This window comes from Paenarthrobacter nitroguajacolicus, from assembly GCF_031455195.1.
In the GTDB taxonomy this organism is placed as follows: Bacteria; Actinomycetota; Actinomycetes; order Actinomycetales; family Micrococcaceae; genus Arthrobacter; species Arthrobacter nitroguajacolicus_D.
Genome location: NZ_JAVDSH010000004.1, coordinates 1 through 14,320, shown reverse-complemented (window position 1 = coordinate 14,320; position 14,320 = coordinate 1). Strand labels below are relative to the sequence as shown.

Annotated in this window: 15 protein-coding genes and 1 pseudogene; 9 read left to right on the top strand and 7 right to left on the bottom strand. The window is 62.8% G+C overall.

Features of this window, described 5'->3' with window-relative positions; translation table 11 throughout:
• Positions 1 to 100: 100 nt before the first annotated feature.
• From J2Y68_RS09655 to J2Y68_RS09640, 4 genes are read right to left on the bottom strand one after another with little or no spacing between them, the layout of a single operon-like run.
• Positions 101 to 862 carry an ABC transporter permease gene (locus J2Y68_RS09655; RefSeq protein ID WP_309992667.1) on the bottom strand — a complete coding sequence of 254 codons (762 nt, stop codon included), beginning with the start codon at positions 860 to 862 and terminating at the stop codon, positions 101 to 103.
• Positions 859 to 1,653: an ABC transporter ATP-binding protein gene (locus J2Y68_RS09650; RefSeq protein WP_309992664.1), complete on the bottom strand. Its 795-nt coding sequence runs from the start codon at positions 1,651 to 1,653 to the stop codon at positions 859 to 861. The genes J2Y68_RS09655 and J2Y68_RS09650 overlap by 4 nt, the downstream gene beginning before the upstream one ends.
• Positions 1,650 to 2,015: a DUF1048 domain-containing protein gene (locus J2Y68_RS09645; RefSeq protein ID WP_309992662.1), complete on the bottom strand. Its 366-nt coding sequence runs from the start codon at positions 2,013 to 2,015 to the stop codon at positions 1,650 to 1,652. The genes J2Y68_RS09650 and J2Y68_RS09645 overlap by 4 nt, the downstream gene beginning before the upstream one ends.
• Position 2,016: 1 nt before the next feature.
• The gene (locus J2Y68_RS09640) at positions 2,017 to 2,346 is read right to left on the bottom strand and encodes a PadR family transcriptional regulator (RefSeq protein WP_309992658.1); all 330 of its coding nucleotides are present in this window, start codon (positions 2,344 to 2,346) and stop codon (positions 2,017 to 2,019) included.
• Positions 2,347 to 2,484: 138 nt separating this feature from the next.
• Here J2Y68_RS09640 and J2Y68_RS09635 point away from each other — a divergent pair, with 138 nt between their 5' ends.
• The 3 genes from J2Y68_RS09635 (at position 2,485) to J2Y68_RS09625 (ending at position 4,752) form a co-directional block, all read left to right on the top strand.
• Positions 2,485 to 2,955 carry a GNAT family N-acetyltransferase gene (locus J2Y68_RS09635; protein WP_309993647.1) on the top strand — a complete coding sequence of 157 codons (471 nt, stop codon included), beginning with the start codon at positions 2,485 to 2,487 and terminating at the stop codon, positions 2,953 to 2,955.
• Positions 2,956 to 3,037: 82 nt separating this feature from the next.
• Positions 3,038 to 3,481 carry a MarR family winged helix-turn-helix transcriptional regulator gene (locus J2Y68_RS09630; RefSeq protein WP_309992655.1) on the top strand — a complete coding sequence of 148 codons (444 nt, stop codon included), beginning with the start codon at positions 3,038 to 3,040 and terminating at the stop codon, positions 3,479 to 3,481.
• 32 nt (positions 3,482 to 3,513) lie between these two features.
• A complete protein-coding gene (locus J2Y68_RS09625) occupies positions 3,514 to 4,752 on the top strand; it encodes an MFS transporter (protein WP_309992654.1) in 1,239 nt (412 codons plus the stop codon).
• Between the two features lie 54 nt (positions 4,753 to 4,806).
• Here J2Y68_RS09625 and J2Y68_RS09620 read toward each other — a convergent pair whose 3' ends face one another.
• The 3 genes from J2Y68_RS09620 to J2Y68_RS09610 all read right to left on the bottom strand — a co-directional run bounded on the left by J2Y68_RS09620 (position 4,807) and on the right by J2Y68_RS09610 (position 9,160).
• Entirely contained in the window at positions 4,807 to 6,276 is a 1,470-nt protein-coding gene (locus J2Y68_RS09620; protein ID WP_309992652.1) for a sugar porter family MFS transporter, read from the bottom strand.
• A gap of 332 nt (positions 6,277 to 6,608) precedes the next feature.
• On the bottom strand, positions 6,609 to 7,964 hold the full coding sequence (locus tag J2Y68_RS09615) for a formimidoylglutamate deiminase (protein WP_309992649.1): 1,356 nt from the start codon (positions 7,962 to 7,964) through the stop codon (positions 6,609 to 6,611).
• Complete coding sequence (locus J2Y68_RS09610; RefSeq protein ID WP_309992647.1) at positions 7,961 to 9,160, bottom strand: allantoate amidohydrolase; 1,200 nt, start codon at positions 9,158 to 9,160, stop codon at positions 7,961 to 7,963. Before J2Y68_RS09610 ends, J2Y68_RS09615 begins: the two co-directional genes overlap by 4 nt.
• A 245-nt stretch (positions 9,161 to 9,405) precedes the next feature.
• On the opposite strand from J2Y68_RS09610, the gene J2Y68_RS09605 reads away from it, so the two are divergent.
• The 6 genes and pseudogenes from J2Y68_RS09605 to J2Y68_RS09580 all read left to right on the top strand — a co-directional run.
• The gene (locus J2Y68_RS09605) at positions 9,406 to 10,092 is read left to right on the top strand and encodes an IclR family transcriptional regulator (RefSeq protein ID WP_309992644.1); all 687 of its coding nucleotides are present in this window, start codon (positions 9,406 to 9,408) and stop codon (positions 10,090 to 10,092) included.
• A complete protein-coding gene (locus J2Y68_RS09600; RefSeq protein ID WP_309992642.1) occupies positions 10,089 to 11,195 on the top strand; it encodes an ATP-binding cassette domain-containing protein in 1,107 nt (368 codons plus the stop codon). Before J2Y68_RS09605 ends, J2Y68_RS09600 begins: the two co-directional genes overlap by 4 nt.
• Positions 11,192 to 11,842, top strand: a complete 651-nt coding sequence (locus J2Y68_RS09595) for an ABC transporter permease (protein ID WP_211710713.1) — start codon at positions 11,192 to 11,194, stop codon at positions 11,840 to 11,842. Before J2Y68_RS09600 ends, J2Y68_RS09595 begins: the two co-directional genes overlap by 4 nt.
• Positions 11,803 to 12,555: an ABC transporter permease gene (locus tag J2Y68_RS09590; RefSeq protein WP_309992638.1), complete on the top strand. Its 753-nt coding sequence runs from the start codon at positions 11,803 to 11,805 to the stop codon at positions 12,553 to 12,555. Before J2Y68_RS09595 ends, J2Y68_RS09590 begins: the two co-directional genes overlap by 40 nt.
• 72 nt (positions 12,556 to 12,627) lie before the next feature.
• Entirely contained in the window at positions 12,628 to 13,542 is a 915-nt protein-coding gene (locus J2Y68_RS09585) for an ABC transporter substrate-binding protein (protein ID WP_309992636.1), read from the top strand.
• A 44-nt stretch (positions 13,543 to 13,586) separates the two neighbouring features.
• Positions 13,587 to 14,320 (top strand): annotated as a pseudogene (locus J2Y68_RS09580) (urocanate hydratase); the annotation flags it as partial.

Below are 14,320 nucleotides of genomic sequence, written 5' to 3'. Positions count from 1 at the left end.
TAAAGCTATAGCTAATGTCTGACCAATGGCGAATCGGTCTGCATGGCGAAAGCTCCCCTGATCAGAAGGGGAGCTTAGACCGTTGTTTTGGCTGGTGGAATCAGGCGATGTGGCGCTTATAGGCCGCGGTGGCAAATGCGTAGGCGAGGATCAGGATGCCCAAGCACCAGGCCAGGGCTACCCAGATGTCGCCGCCCGCCGGGCGCTGCGCGAACAGATCCTGGATGGTGTTCACAATCGACGTGACCGGTTGATTCTCCGCAAACCAGCGAACCGGACCCGGCATTGTCTCTGTGGGGACAAAGGCCGAGCTGATGAACGGCAGGAAGATCAGCGGGTAGGAGAAGCCGCCGGCGCCATCTACCGACTTGGCGGAGAGGCCTGCGATGATGGCGATCCAGGTGAGGGCCAGGGTGAATAATGCCAGGATTCCTGCAACAGCGAGCCATTCCAGCACGTTGGCCGAGGTGCGGAACCCCATGAGGAGCGCCACCAGCACGATGATCACCAGCGAGAGCCCGTTGGCCACCAGTGAGGTCAGGACGTGTGCCCACAGCACTGACGAGCGTGCGATCGGCATGGACTGGAAGCGTTCGAAGATCCCGCTCTGCATGTCGGTGAACAAGCGGACCGCGGTGTAGGCGATGCCCGAAGCGATGGCGATGAGCATGATGCCGGGGAGCAGGTAGTTGACGTAGTTCTCTGTGTCGGTCCTGATGGCGCCGCCGAACACGTAGACGAACAGCAGCATCAGGGCTATCGGGGTGATTGCGGTGGTGATGATGGTGTCCACGCTGCGGAAGATATGCCGCATGGAGCGGCCCAGCAGGACAGAGGTGTCGGCGAAGAAGTGGGTGTTCATGACCTGTCCTTTACTGACTCGTTGCTGTGGGTTGACTCGTTGCCGGTGCCCACGAGCGCCAGGAAGATGTCCTCCAGGCTTGGTTGCTTCTCCACGTATTCCACCTTGGCTGGCGGCAACAGCTGCTTCAGCTCCTGGAGCGTGCCGTTGGCGATGATGCGTCCCTCGTGAAGGATGGCGATGCGGTCTGCCAGCTGCTCGGCTTCGTCGAGGTACTGGGTGGTGAGCAGGACAGTGGTGCCCTTGTTGGCAAGGTTCTTGACGATCTGCCACACCTCCAGTCGGGCTTCCGGGTCGAGTCCGGTGGTGGGCTCGTCCAGGAAGATCACCTTCGGGTTGCCGATCAGGCTCATGGCGATGTCCAGCCGGCGTCGCATACCGCCGGAGTACGTTGCCACCTTGCGGGGCCCGGCCTCGGTGAGGCTGAACTGCGCCAGGAGCTCGTCCGCGATCTGCCCGGCGTTCTTCAAGTGCCGCAGCTTCGCCACGAGCACCAGGTTCTCCTTGCCGGTCAAGACCTCGTCCACTGCGGCGAACTGACCGGTGAGGCTGATGGACTGCCTCACCTGGAGCGACTCGGCGGCGACGTCGAAACCCTCGACGGCGGCCGTTCCGCCATCCGCTGTGAGCAGCGTGGATAGGATCTTCACCATAGTGGTCTTGCCCGCGCCATTGGAGCCGAGAAGGGCGAAGATGCTGCCTGACGCTACCTCGAAGTCCACCCCGCGGAGAACATGGAGATCCTTGTAGGATTTCTCGATACCCTGAACACGGATTGCAGTTGATGTCATGACTCTGCCTCTTTCGCTTTGTTGACCGCCTTCTGCAGGCGCTCGCGTTCCTTGTCGATCCAGCGCTTCCCGCCATAGGCCTGGGCGAAGGTCTCTGCGAATTCGATGGGATCGTCGCCGACGATCTCGCTGACAGGTGTGCCGTCGACGGCGGCGCGCTCCCACAGGTCTGCGAAGTCCGTGAACATCTGGACCATGGTGTCGCCCTCGGTCACGCCGCCGTAGTACATCAGGTACCGGTTGAAGGCGGTTGCCACGGTGAGGTATGGCTCGGGCAAGGCATCCAGCCGTGCCTTGGCTTGCTTGTACTGCTTCTTCTGTTCGAGCGATCCGGTGACCAGTTCGATCCATTTTGCTGCCATGTCAGTTCCCTTCCTTGCGGAGCTGTTCAAGCCGTTCGGACAAGAAGCTCCATGTGTTCCAGAATTCGTTCAGTTCGGTTTTGCCTTGAGCGTTGAGCGTGTACACCTTCCGGGGTGGCCCCTTTTCGGACGGCCGCTTCTCGACGTCCACCAGCCCCTTTTGTTCGATCCTGACCAGCAGCGCGTACACGGTGCCCTCAGCGATCTCGGTGAAGCCCTGCTCCCGGAGCAACGTGGTGATTTCATACCCGTACGCTGCCTTTCCGGTCAGGAGGGCCAAGACGATGCCCTCCAATGTGCCTTTGAGCATCTCCGTCATTTGCTTGCCCATCGGACACCTCCCTCGCTACTCAGTATTACTAGCTACCACTACATAGTAGAACTAAGTACCGGTACTTAGCAACACTAAGTTCCAAGCAAATGGCATGCTGGGGTAGTGACTACGGAACCTGCTGCCGCGCCCGCTTTGATGACCGCCGCCGTCGAGGGTGGATTGTTTTCCCTGCGGCGCGCCCGCAAGGGCGATCTGCCCCAGATTCTCGCGTTGCTCGCCGATGACCGGCTGGGCGCCGCCCGCGAAAGTGCCGACGATCCGGCGCCGTACGAGCGTGCCTTTGACGCGATCGACGCCGACCCGGCCCACCTTCTGGTGGTGGGTGAACTCAACGGCGATGTGGTGGCCACCTTCCAGGTCAGCTACATTCCAGGCTTGTCCCGCAAGGGTTCCTGGCGCTCGCAGATCGAGGCCGTGCGCGTGTCCGACGTGCTGCGTGGGAAAGGCGTTGGCGCGCTCATGATCCAATGGGCGATCGACCAGGCCCGGGAGCGCGGCTGTTCGCTGGTGCAGCTGACTACCGATAAGTCGAGGACCGCAGCGCACCGCTTCTATGAGCGCCTGGGATTTGTTGCGAGCCACGAAGGTATGAAGCTCACGCTCTAGCCCGCAAGGAGGCCCCTTTGGGGCCCTGGATGACAAAGCCGCTTTTGACTTTTAGGTACCCTAACTATTAGGCTACCTAAATATGACGAGCACTTCGGATAACGCCCTCACCAACCTCGCCCAGGAATTCCGCGAGGCCTTGCGCCTGGGCGTGTACATGTTCCGCCGACTGGACCCAGAAGGTGAACTCACCGCCGCGCAGCTGAGCCTGCTCTCCATGATCTTCGACGCCGGCCTCCGGGTGGGAGATATCGCCAAGAACCTGGGGATCAAGGTGCCCAGTGCAACGGAGCAGATCATCAAGCTCGAGCGCGCAGGTCTAGTCACTCGACAGCCCGACCCCGACGATTCCCGCGCTGTCCAGGTAGCCATCACCAAGGCAGGGGCAGCCGCCGTCGAATCCGCCAACCAGCGGCGCAACGCCATGGTGGCCGAACTGCTCCAGGGCCTCGACAGCCAAGAGATTGAGCAGCTCGCGGCCGCCCTGCCCGTGATCGCCAAGCTCAACAGCTCATTCCAGAACTAACCAGAATCAACGCACCGACAAGGAGCCATTGAATGTCACGCCAGTTGGCTGACGCTTCAGCAAGCGCCGAAACAACCATCGAAAACACCCTCGAGGCTGAGAAAGCATCCCTCCTCAAACAGCCGAAGGCTGTATGGGCCACCGCGCTCGCGGCAGTTTTCGCGTTCATGGGCATCGGGCTCGTGGACCCGATCCTCCCGGCGATAGCCAAGAACCTCGAGGCGTCCACCAGCGAAGTCTCGTTGCTGTTCACCAGCTACTTCCTGGTGACCGCCGTGGCGATGCTGATCAGTGGTTTCGTGTCCTCCCGCATCGGCGGCAAGAAGACGCTGCTGATCGGTTTGGCGATCATCGTGGTGTTCGCGTCGCTCTCCGGTTTGTCCGGCAGTGTTGAACAGCTGGTGGGCTTCCGCGCCGGCTGGGGACTCGGCAACGCGTTGTTCGTGGCAACTGCCTTGGCTGTGATCGTGGGAGTGGCCAGCGGTGGAACCGGCACAGCCATCATCCTGTACGAAGCAGCCCTCGGCTTGGGCATCTCGCTTGGCCCGCTGCTCGGAGCACTCCTTGGCGGCTGGCAGTGGCGCGCGCCGTTCTTCGGCACGGCAGTCCTCATGGCTGCAGCCTTTATTGCCCTGCTGGCATTGCTGCCTAAAACACCTGCCCCGGCAAAGAAATCCCGGCTCCGCGACCCGCTCCTGGCGCTTGGGCACAAAGGCCTCCGCACCACTGCGGCCAGCGCACTGTTCTACAACTACGGCTTCTTCACCATCCTGGCCTTCACGCCCTTCATCCTGGGCATGGACGCCTACGGGATCGGGGGAGTGTTCTTCGGGTGGGGCGTCGCTGTGGCCGTTTTCTCCGTGTTCGTTGCTCCCGTGTTGCAGAAGCGCTTCGGTGCCGTCAAGGTCCTGACCGGCACTCTCGCTGCCCTGATGCTCGACTTGATCGGGCTGGGACTGGCCGCCGGGCACTCAGTGACTGCCGTCGTCGTGCTTGTCATCGTGGCAGGTGCCCTGCTGGGCATCAACAACACGGTCTACACCGAGCTGGCCATGGGCGTCTCGGATTCGCCGCGACCCGTCGCGTCGGCGGGCTACAACTTTGTGCGTTGGATGGGTGGTGCGCTGGCCCCGTTCGCGGCGGCCCAGCTCGGCGAGCACTTCGGCCCGCAGGTTCCGTTCTTTGCAGGCGCCGTTGCCATGGTGATCGCGATCCTCGTAGCCTTCGGAGGCCGCAGTTACCTCAGTTCGCACGAGCCGCACCTGGTGTAACGCTTCCAACCAAACAAACGAGCCCCGCGGTAATCCGCGGGGCTCGTTGTGCGTCTACTTGGTTTCGTCCGAGGTGACCGGCAGCGGCGCTACCGGCGCCCCCTTGGGAACGAACAGTGTCTCGGCCTGCTCAAGGGACATGCCGTTCGTCTCGGGAACCTTGAACATCACAAAGAAGAACGACGCCGCCGCGAACGCTGCGTACATGGCATACGTCAGGGGCAACGAACCCGCCGCCATGATGGGGAAGCTGAGCGTGATGGCAAAGTTCGCGATCCATTGAGCGGCCGCTGCCAGGCCCAGGGCGCGGGCACGGATACGGGATGGGAAGATCTCGCCCAGCAGGACCCACACCAGTGGACCCCAGGAAGCTCCGAAGCTGATGACGAAGACGTTGGCCGCCACCAGGGCGACGGGACCCCAGGCGCCGGGCAGTGAGATCTCGGAACCCGTTCCGGTTGCCGAGGAGAACGCCAACGCCATGACAGCCAGGGACACGGCCATGCCGATCGAACCGGTCAGCAGGATAGGGCGGCGGCCGATGCGGTCCACCAGGGCGATGGCCACCAGTGTAACCAGGATGTTGGTGACTGAGGTGGCGACGGAGATGGTCAAGGAGTCCTTTTCCTGGAACCCGACTGCCTTCCAGAGAGTCGTTGAGTAGTAGAAGATCACGTTGATGCCCACGAACTGCTGCAGGACCGACAGGATGATGCCGATCCACACCACGGGAAGCAGGCCGAATCGGTTGCCGCGGAGGGAGCCCTTCTTGGTGGAGAGCTTTTCCTGCTGGATGGACTCACGGATCTCACGGATGTGCCGTTCGATGTCGTCACCCGGGATAAGCCTCTGGAAGATGGTGCGGGCCTGGTCTTCCTTGCCGTTAAGCACCAGGAAGTGCGGGGACTCGGGCAAGCGGAACGCAATCAACCCGTACACGGCAGCCGGAATGGCGCAAGCTATGAACATCCAGCGCCAGGCTTCGATCCCCAGCCACAGCATTCCACCGGCGCCGCCGGCCGAGTTGGCAAGGACTGCGTCGGACAGGAGCGCGGCGAAGATACCGGTGGTGATGGCCAGTTGCTGAAGCGAAGCAAGGCGCCCGCGCACGTGGCGGGGGGAGATCTCGGAAATGTACGCGGGAGCAATGACGGACGCCAGTCCAATGCCCAAACCGCCCACCAAGCGCCAGAAGACAAGGTCCCACACGCTGAACGCCAGGCCGGTTCCCACAGCACTCACAAGGAACAGGAGCGCGCCGATCTTCATGGCAGGGATGCGTCCGTAACGGTCGGCTACCTTTCCGGCCAGGTAGGCGCCGGCGGCACAGCCCAACAAGGCGACAGCGACTGCGAAGCCCGTTACGGCCTCGCTCATGACGAACTCGTCCGCCATTGCGTCCACGGCGCCGTTGACCACGGACGAATCGAAGCCGAAGAGGAAGCCGCCCACCGCGCCGGCAACGGCCAGGCCGATCACCTTCCGCGAAACTGGGGGTGCGCCTTCGGTGCTGGAACTGGACATGGGACTCCCTTTGGGAATGGTGGTGTGGGATCGCAGTGCGGGACGTCGTCGGCTGTTCCGACGGGGACGCCGGTGCACTCGCGCTACACAGTGTGGCACGGCCCATCACGCAAGTTCCAGTCAAGCCGTGTCAGATGACCTGTGTTCACTTCCTTAACGCAACAGGCTCTGGCTGTCAGCTGTGTGTTCCCTGTGAGCGCTGGCGTGGCATTTTCGGGGGCTAAACCTTCCTGTTGGATCAACTAATTGAACACAAAGCACGACGGCGGCCCTTGAGTCTGGTGCCAAACCCAAGGGCCGCCGTCGGCCGCTTGTCAGCCGGAGTGCCAGCGCTAGGAGAGGTCCTTCAACGCCTCCGCCAGCACGGTGCCAGGTTTGCCCAGCCGTGCGTGCACGCCGTTCGAGGCGAGCAGCTCCCCAGCGATGACCACCTCGGTGACGTCGCTGGCTGTCGCGCTGAATGCCATCTGCAGGGGCCGCGATCCGGCGGTGCGCGTGGAGGCAGGATCGATGACCATGAGGTCGCAAACACCGCCCACTTCAAGGACCGGGCCAGCCACCGGGGTGGCCATGGAACGGGCTGCTCCTTCGGTTGCGGCCCGCAGCAATTCCTGCGGCGAGAACCTCCCGCGCTGACCGCTGCCTAACCGCTCCCCGTGTTCAAGGGACCGCATTTCAGTCCATGGATCGATCACTGCGTGCTGGTCGGTACCCAGGGCGATCGTTGCTCCCGCGTCGGAAAGCTCCCTCGCCGGGCCAATCCCATCTGCGAGGTCCGCTTCGGTGCTCGGGCACATCACCACGGTGGTGCCGGCTTCGCCAAGCGAAATGATGTCCTCCGGAGTCAGGTGCGTGGAGTGAACGGCTGAGAGCCTGCCCGTCAACAGCCCGTGACGCCCCAGGAGGCCAGCAGGGGTAGTGCCATACGCTTCAAGGCAAGCCTCGTTCTCGGCAGGTTGTTCGCTCAGGTGAATGTGGAGAGGAATGTCTGCCGGCAATTTCGTGGCCACCACCTTCAGGTCCTCCTCGGGGACCGCCCGCACCGAGTGCAAGGCAGCCCCGACGCTCACGCGATCCGCAGGAAAACTCCCGGCTATGGCAGCTCGGAGCGAGGCCAGGCGGTCCAGCCATGCATGGACGTCCGAGTCTCCGAACCGTGCCTGCTCGGGGCTGAGAGGCGTTCCGATTCCGCCGGCCAGGTACAGGGTATCCAAAAGGGTCAGGCGGATTCCGGCCGCCATGGCGGCGCGGGCCAGCGCCAATTCCATGGCGTGGGGCTCCGGATAAGGCGCACCATCGGGCTGGTGGTGGACGTAGTGGAACTCCGCAACACTGCTGAAGCCGGTCACCACCATCTCCGCAAAAACGGCGGTCGCAAGCTTTTCGTATTTCTCCGGGGTCAGCTCCGAAGCGCTCGTATACATCTGCTCCCGCCACACCCAGAAGTCCCCACGCCCTTCATGGGTGCGCCCACGCAGGACTCTGTGGAAGGCGTGCGAGTGGGCGTTGGCAGCTGCCGGGAAGACGATGCCCTCCAGTCTTCTGTCGCCGGGCTGAGGCTGGGTGCCTGCGGTGACACTGGTGATCCGTCCGTCGTGGGTTTCCAAGCGCACTCCAGAAGCGGCCTCGGGCTCCCGTGACCCGCTCTTGGACGCGATGATCGCCGTTTCACACCAGAACGCGTTCACAGGAGGCCAGCCAAAACATCCGCGAGGGCAACGGTTCCGGACGAAGCGTCTTCATCGGCGACGTATTCTTCGGGCGAATGCGAGATACCGCTGGGATTGCGGACAAAAAGCATGGCGGAGGGTACGTATCCGGCCAGCACGCCAGCGTCATGCCCGGCACCCGTGGCCAGCACCGGCGCTCCGGGCAGCAGGCCACCGATCCGACGGCTTAGTTCCGAGTCAAAATGAACGGTCCCGCTGTATGACTCCTCGGTGAGGCTCGCGGTGCAACCTTCAGCTGCGGCGACTTCCCGCGCTGTGGCATAGATTGCCTCAATCAGGTGGGCGGTTACGGCGTCATCCGGGTGGCGGGCATCAAGCCACAGGTCCACGCGGGATGCGATCACGTTGGTGCCGCCGGGAACAGGGGTCAAGCGGCCCACCGTTGCCCTGGCGTCCGGCTGCCTGGCTGCGGTGTCGCGCACAGCCAGGACGATCTGGGCTGCAGCTACCATCGGATCAGCGCGGTCTGCCATCAGCGTGGTGCCCGCGTGGTTTCCTTGTCCGCTGACGCTGATCTTCCAGCGCCCGTGACCCAGGATGGAACTTCCGACGGCGATGGCCGGACCATCCTGCCCCAGTCCCTTGCCTTGCTCCACGTGCAGTTCCACAAAGTCACCGATTCGCGCCATCGCTTCCGGATCAGGGCCGACATGCTGGGGATCCAGGCCGTTGGACCGTGCGACATCCGCGAAAGTGTCACCGTTGACGTCGCGGAGGTTCAGCGCCTTGTCGACGTCGATCGCACCCGTCAGGAGCCTGGAACCCAGGCATGCCACGCCGAAACGGGACCCTTCTTCCTCCGGAAAGACTGTGACTGCCAAGGAGCGCCGCGGCTGGAGCCCGCGGTCTTTGAGGATGTCGACGGCGGCCAGTGCGGAAGCGACGCCGAGGGGTCCGTCGAAAGCGCCTCCGCCGGGGACTGAATCGAGGTGGCTTCCTGTGACCAGCGCCCCGTCCTGCGGCTCGCCCCACCAGGCCCAGATGATGCCGTTGCGGTCCGTCTCGACGTCCAGGCCCCGCTGCGTAGCTTGCTCTTTGAACCACTCCCGGAGATCGAGTTCGGGTGTTGTATATACGGCCCTGGAGTAGCCTCCGCGCACGCCATCCCGGCCTACGTCCTTGATGGACCCAAGGAGCTTATTGACGGTTTCCACGTGTTCCTCCGATATTGACGACTGCCACCAAGTAAAAAGTAGTTTTCATCACATGGCAAGGGTTTCGTGGCTGGTGATCCGTATTTAGCGAGCTGGAAACGTCGGCGTCACACCACGGTGATGTGACGCGACATATTTCCCGGAATCCCGCGAAATTTACCGAAGACTCTTGCCATGCTGTGAAAAGTGGTTTTTACTAAGTGGCAAGACATGGTGATCCAGACCACTTGAAAGCAGGCCAGGCAATGGCAGCAGATTCTTCGACCCGGACGGTAGAGCGTGCGCTCGCGCTCTTGGGGGCCGTGTGCTCCGAGGGAGCCATTGCATTGAGTGACGCCGCACGGGTTGCGGACCTCTCGCCCAGCACGGCTCTTCGCCTTCTGCGCACCCTTGAAGGCGTCGGCTTTGTCTCGAGGGACGACGGCGGCAACTTCCGTCCGGGTGCCAGCATCATCCAGCTGGGTGCGCTCGCGCTCGGCAAGGAATCACTTGTTTCGTTGTGCACGCCGGCCATGAAGCGGCTCGTGGCAACAACGCGCGAGTCCTGCTATCTGAGCATTCCCGGGGTGGGGGACACGGGAATCTACATCGCAATCGTTGAGGGAACCCACTCGATCAGGCACTCAAGCTGGGTCGGGCGGAGTATCCCACTCGAAGGCACAGCGTCCGGCCAGGTACTCAAGGGCGAACAGCCCGAGCGTGGCTTTGCCGTGGTTCGCAGCGGTGTGGAGGACGACGTTACGGCCATTGCCGCGCCCGTGGTGATGGGAGGCCGAACGGTGGCTTCACTGAGCATCGTGGTTCCCAGCTATCGCGTGGATGAGCTGAAGGCCCTCAAGATCGGCCAGCAACTGGTTGAGGAAGCTGACAACATCCTCACCCTGAACACCGACAACCATGAGCTACCCCAGGAAAGCATGGAAGCAAAATGATCAAGTTTGAAAACGTCACCAAGGCCTACCCCGACGGTACTGTCGCCGTCGACGGCCTCAATCTGGAAGCGCCCACCGGAAAGCTGACCATCCTGGTTGGTCCCTCCGGCTGCGGTAAGACCACCTCGCTGAGGATGATCAACCGCCTCATCGAACCCACCAGTGGCACCATCTACCTCGACGACGAACCTACTTCCGGCATGGACGCAGCGTTGCTCCGCCGCCGGATTGGTTACGTCATCCAGCACGCCGGGCTCTTCCCGCACAAAACAATCGTGGACAACGTTGCCACCATGCCGGTCCTCCTCGGCGAAAGCCGCCAGAAGGCCCGGACCACCGCACTGGAACTGATGGAGCGGGTGGGCCTCCCCGCCAGCTTCGCCAAGCGCTATCCGTGGCAGCTTTCCGGTGGCCAGCAGCAGCGCGTGGGCGTGGCCAGGGCGCTCGCCTCGGACCCGGCGTTCATGCTGATGGACGAGCCCTTCAGTGCCGTGGATCCCGTGGTTCGCGGTCAGCTGCAGGAGGAGTTCCTTCGTTTGCAGCGTGAGATCGGCAAGACCATCATTATGGTCACGCACGACATCGACGAAGCCCTTAAGCTTGGCGACCAGGTGGCCGTGATGCGTGTTGGCGGCAAGCTGGCACAGATGGCTACGCCTTCCGAGCTGCTTACCTCGCCCGCGGACGAATTCGTTGCCGATTTCGTTGGCCGTGACCGCGGCTACCGTTCCCTCGGGTTCACCAAAACTGCCGGGGCCGTGGCCATCGCTGAAGAAGCCGTTGTCCAGCTTGGTGCCTCCGCAGATGAGGCCCGCGCCAAGGCGTCGGGTGCTTGGGTGTTGGTAGTCGACGGCGGCAGGAAGCCGCTCGGGTGGGCGCAGCCGGAGCAGGTTACCGGTGAGCTGAAGCGCGAACACCTGAACCTCAGCGGCATTCCTGCAGCGGCCTCCGGCACCATGCGCCAACTCCTTGACGCAGCCCTCTCTTCGCCGAGCCGGCGAGGTGTGGTGGTCAATGAGCATGGCGAACTGATCGGCACCGTGACAGCCACCGACGTGGTCAAGGCCATCGAAGCCGAACCCCACCTGGAGACGGCGCGATGAACTTTGAATGGCTGGGCCGCCAGTTCGACAACATCGTGTTCCTGCTCGGCTGGCACGTCCTGTTGGCCGTCACCCCGCTGATCCTGGGGCTGCTCATTGCCTTGCCCCTTGGCTGGTGGGCGCACCGGAGCCGCCGCATTTACCCGCTCCTTGTGGGCGTGGCGGGGCTGCTCTACACGGTTCCCTCGCTTGCCTTGTTCGTGTTGCTCCCGCTGGTCCTGGGCACCAAGATCCTTGATCCGCTCAACATCGTGGCTGCACTGACCATCTACACCGTGGCTCTTCTGGTCCGGGTAGTGGCCGACGCGCTGGATTCCGTTCCCGAGGACACCGTGCAGGCTGCCAAGGCCATGGGTTACCGCGGGTACCAGAGCCTCCTGAAGGTGGAGCTTCCCGTTGGCGTCCCGGTCATTTGCGCCGGATTGCGCGTTGCCGCCGTCTCCAACGTCAGCCTCGTTTCCGTAGCCGCGCTGCTGGGCATTCCCCAACTTGGCTCGCTCTTCACACAGGGCTTCCAGCTCCGCTTCTTCACCCCGATCATCGCGGGCATCGTCCTCTGCGTGGTCCTGGCCATGATCCTGGACGGGCTGATCATCCTCATCAACCGGTGGCTGACACCGTGGACCCCCAAGGTGGTGGCATCGTGAACTACTTGTTCGACCCGGCACATTGGAGCGGCGCCGACGGCATCCCAACCCTGATCGCCGAGCACCTCCTCTACTCCCTCATCGCACTGGCCGTAGCTGCCGTCATCGCCATACCCCTGGGCATCTACATCGGCGTCACGGGCAAGGGTGTGTTCATGATCGCAGGACTGGCCAACGCACTCCGGGCACTTCCCAGCGTCGGCCTGCTCATTTTATTGGTCCTGCTGATCTCGCCCGCGTTCCCGTCCCGGATGGGTTACATCCTGCCGAGCCTCATCGTGCTGGTGTTGCTGGCGGTGCCGCCCATCCTGACCAACACCTATGCCGGCGTGCGCGCAGTGGATGCTGCCGCCGTCGACGCTGCCAAAGGCATGGGCTTCCGCACCATGAAGATCCTCACGGATGTCCAGTTGCCGTGCTCACTTCCGCTGGTTTTGTCCGGTGTCCGGAGCGCTCTGCTGCAAATCATCTCGACGGCCACCATCGCCGCATACATTTCGCTCGGCGGCCTCGGCCGTCTTCTGATCGACGGCAAGGCCCAGAACGACTACAGCCAAATGGTTGCCGGCGCCGTCCTCGTTGCCCTGCTGGCCCTGTTCTTCGACCAGCTTCTCGCGTTCATCACCCGCCGGGTTGTCTCACCAGGACTGACACGGCGCACCATCAAGTCGGCTCCCGCAGCCGAGACCGTGAAAACCCCCGCCACGGTCTAATCGCTTCACCTCCCACCACACCCCCCATCTGGCCGCCGCATGCCCTGTGAGCGCCAAACCAGGAGAGTTGACATGAAGAAGTACCTGACCGGTTTCACCCTCGCGGCGGTTACCGCCATCACCCTGAGCGCCTGCGGCGGCGGGGACCCCATGAGTACGTCCAACACAGCCGCAGCGGGAGCCTCGGGTGACAGCATCATCGTCGGCTCTGCGGACTTCCCGGAGAGCCAGCTGATCGCCAAGATCTACGCCGAGGCCCTCAAGGCAAAGGGCGTCGAGGTCACCGAGAAGCCGAGCATCGGCAGCCGTGAAGTCACCATCCCTGCCCTCAAGGACGGCTCCATCGACCTCATGCCCGAGTACGGCGGAGCCCTCCTGCAGTACCTTGACTCCGGCACGAAGGCAGTGTCTTCCGAGGACGTCACCAAGGAACTCGCCACCAAGATCCCGTCCGGCCTGACTGCGCTCACGGCATCCGAGGCGGAGGACAAGGATGTCCTGACCGTCAAGAAGGAAATCGCCGACCAGTACAAGCTCAAGACCATCGAGGACCTCCAGCCCGTTGCCAAGGACCTCGTCCTCGGCGGGCCGCCGGAGTGGAAGACCCGCCTCAACGGCGTGGCCGGGCTGAAGTCCGTCTACAACCTTGAGTTCAAGGAATTTTCAGCGCTCGACGCCGGCGGTCCGCTTACGCTGAACGCCCTGCTTTCGGGTCAGATCCAGGTTGCCGACCTCTTCAGCACCGATCCTGCCCTGGCGGAAAACAACCTTGTGGCACTTGAAGACAACAAGAACCTCTTCCTCTCGGAGAACATCGTTCCGGTCATCAACCAGAAGAAGTCCACTGGCACCGTCAAGGAAACCTTGGACAAGGTATCTGCTGCGCTCACCACTGAGGACCTGATCAAGATGAACGGCCGCGTGGCCAAGTTCGAAGACATCGGCGAAATCGCCAAGGAATGGCTCAAGAACAAGAACCTGGGCTAAGCCCACTGTTATTACCTGGAATACCGGCTTTTTAGGAGTAAAGAATGACCGCCGATTTCACTACTGGTGCCCGTCCGGTCAAGGCCGCGCGGGGTACTGAACTTACTGCCAAGTCGTGGCAGACCGAAGCGCCGTTGCGGATGCTGATGAATAACCTGGATCCCGAGGTTGCTGAGCGCCCCGATGACTTGGTGGTGTATGGCGGCACGGGCCGCGCCGTCCGTTCTTGGGCCGCTTTCGATGCGATCACCCGGACCCTGGAAACCATGGAAAAGGACGAGACCCTCCTGGTCCAGTCCGGCAAGCCGGTGGGTGTGTTCCGGACCAATGAGTGGGCGCCGCGGGTGTTGTTGGCTAACTCGAACCTTGTGGGGGATTGGGCGACGTGGCCGGAGTTCCGCCGCCTGGAGGCCGAGGGCCTGATGATGTACGGCCAGATGACGGCTGGTTCCTGGATCTATATTGGTACGCAGGGCATCCTGCAGGGCACGTATGAGACGTTCGCTGCGGTCGGAAATAAGCTCGCCGCCGCCAGGGAGAACACGGGTCCTCACCCGGTACCGGCGGCGGCCGGTGCCACGGAAGGCTCAAATGAGGGTCCGTTGGCGGGCACCCTGACGTTGACTGGTGGGTGTGGTGGCATGGGCGGTGCGCAGCCGCTGGCTGTGACCCTGAACGATGGTGCGTGCCTGATTGTTGATGTTGACGAAACCCGTTTGCGCCGCCGTGCCGGCAAGCGGTACCTGGACGAGGTCGAAACGGACCTGGATACCGCGAT

Coding starts and splice junctions, on each gene's coding strand:
- J2Y68_RS09640 (WP_309992658.1), bottom strand. CDS start 2,346: ATGGGCAAGCAAATGACGGAGATGCTCAAAGGCACATTGGAGGGCATC.
- J2Y68_RS09605 (WP_309992644.1), top strand. CDS start 9,406: ATGGCAGCAGATTCTTCGACCCGGACGGTAGAGCGTGCGCTCGCGCTC.
- J2Y68_RS09585 (WP_309992636.1), top strand. CDS start 12,628: ATGAAGAAGTACCTGACCGGTTTCACCCTCGCGGCGGTTACCGCCATC.
- J2Y68_RS09655 (WP_309992667.1), bottom strand. CDS start 862: ATGAACACCCACTTCTTCGCCGACACCTCTGTCCTGCTGGGCCGCTCC.
- J2Y68_RS09625 (WP_309992654.1), top strand. CDS start 3,514: ATGTCACGCCAGTTGGCTGACGCTTCAGCAAGCGCCGAAACAACCATC.
- J2Y68_RS09645 (WP_309992662.1), bottom strand. CDS start 2,015: ATGGCAGCAAAATGGATCGAACTGGTCACCGGATCGCTCGAACAGAAG.
- J2Y68_RS09630 (WP_309992655.1), top strand. CDS start 3,038: ATGACGAGCACTTCGGATAACGCCCTCACCAACCTCGCCCAGGAATTC.
- J2Y68_RS09620 (WP_309992652.1), bottom strand. CDS start 6,276: ATGTCCAGTTCCAGCACCGAAGGCGCACCCCCAGTTTCGCGGAAGGTG.
- J2Y68_RS09600 (WP_309992642.1), top strand. CDS start 10,089: ATGATCAAGTTTGAAAACGTCACCAAGGCCTACCCCGACGGTACTGTC.
- J2Y68_RS09595 (WP_211710713.1), top strand. CDS start 11,192: ATGAACTTTGAATGGCTGGGCCGCCAGTTCGACAACATCGTGTTCCTG.
- J2Y68_RS09635 (WP_309993647.1), top strand. CDS start 2,485: ATGACCGCCGCCGTCGAGGGTGGATTGTTTTCCCTGCGGCGCGCCCGC.
- J2Y68_RS09650 (WP_309992664.1), bottom strand. CDS start 1,653: ATGACATCAACTGCAATCCGTGTTCAGGGTATCGAGAAATCCTACAAG.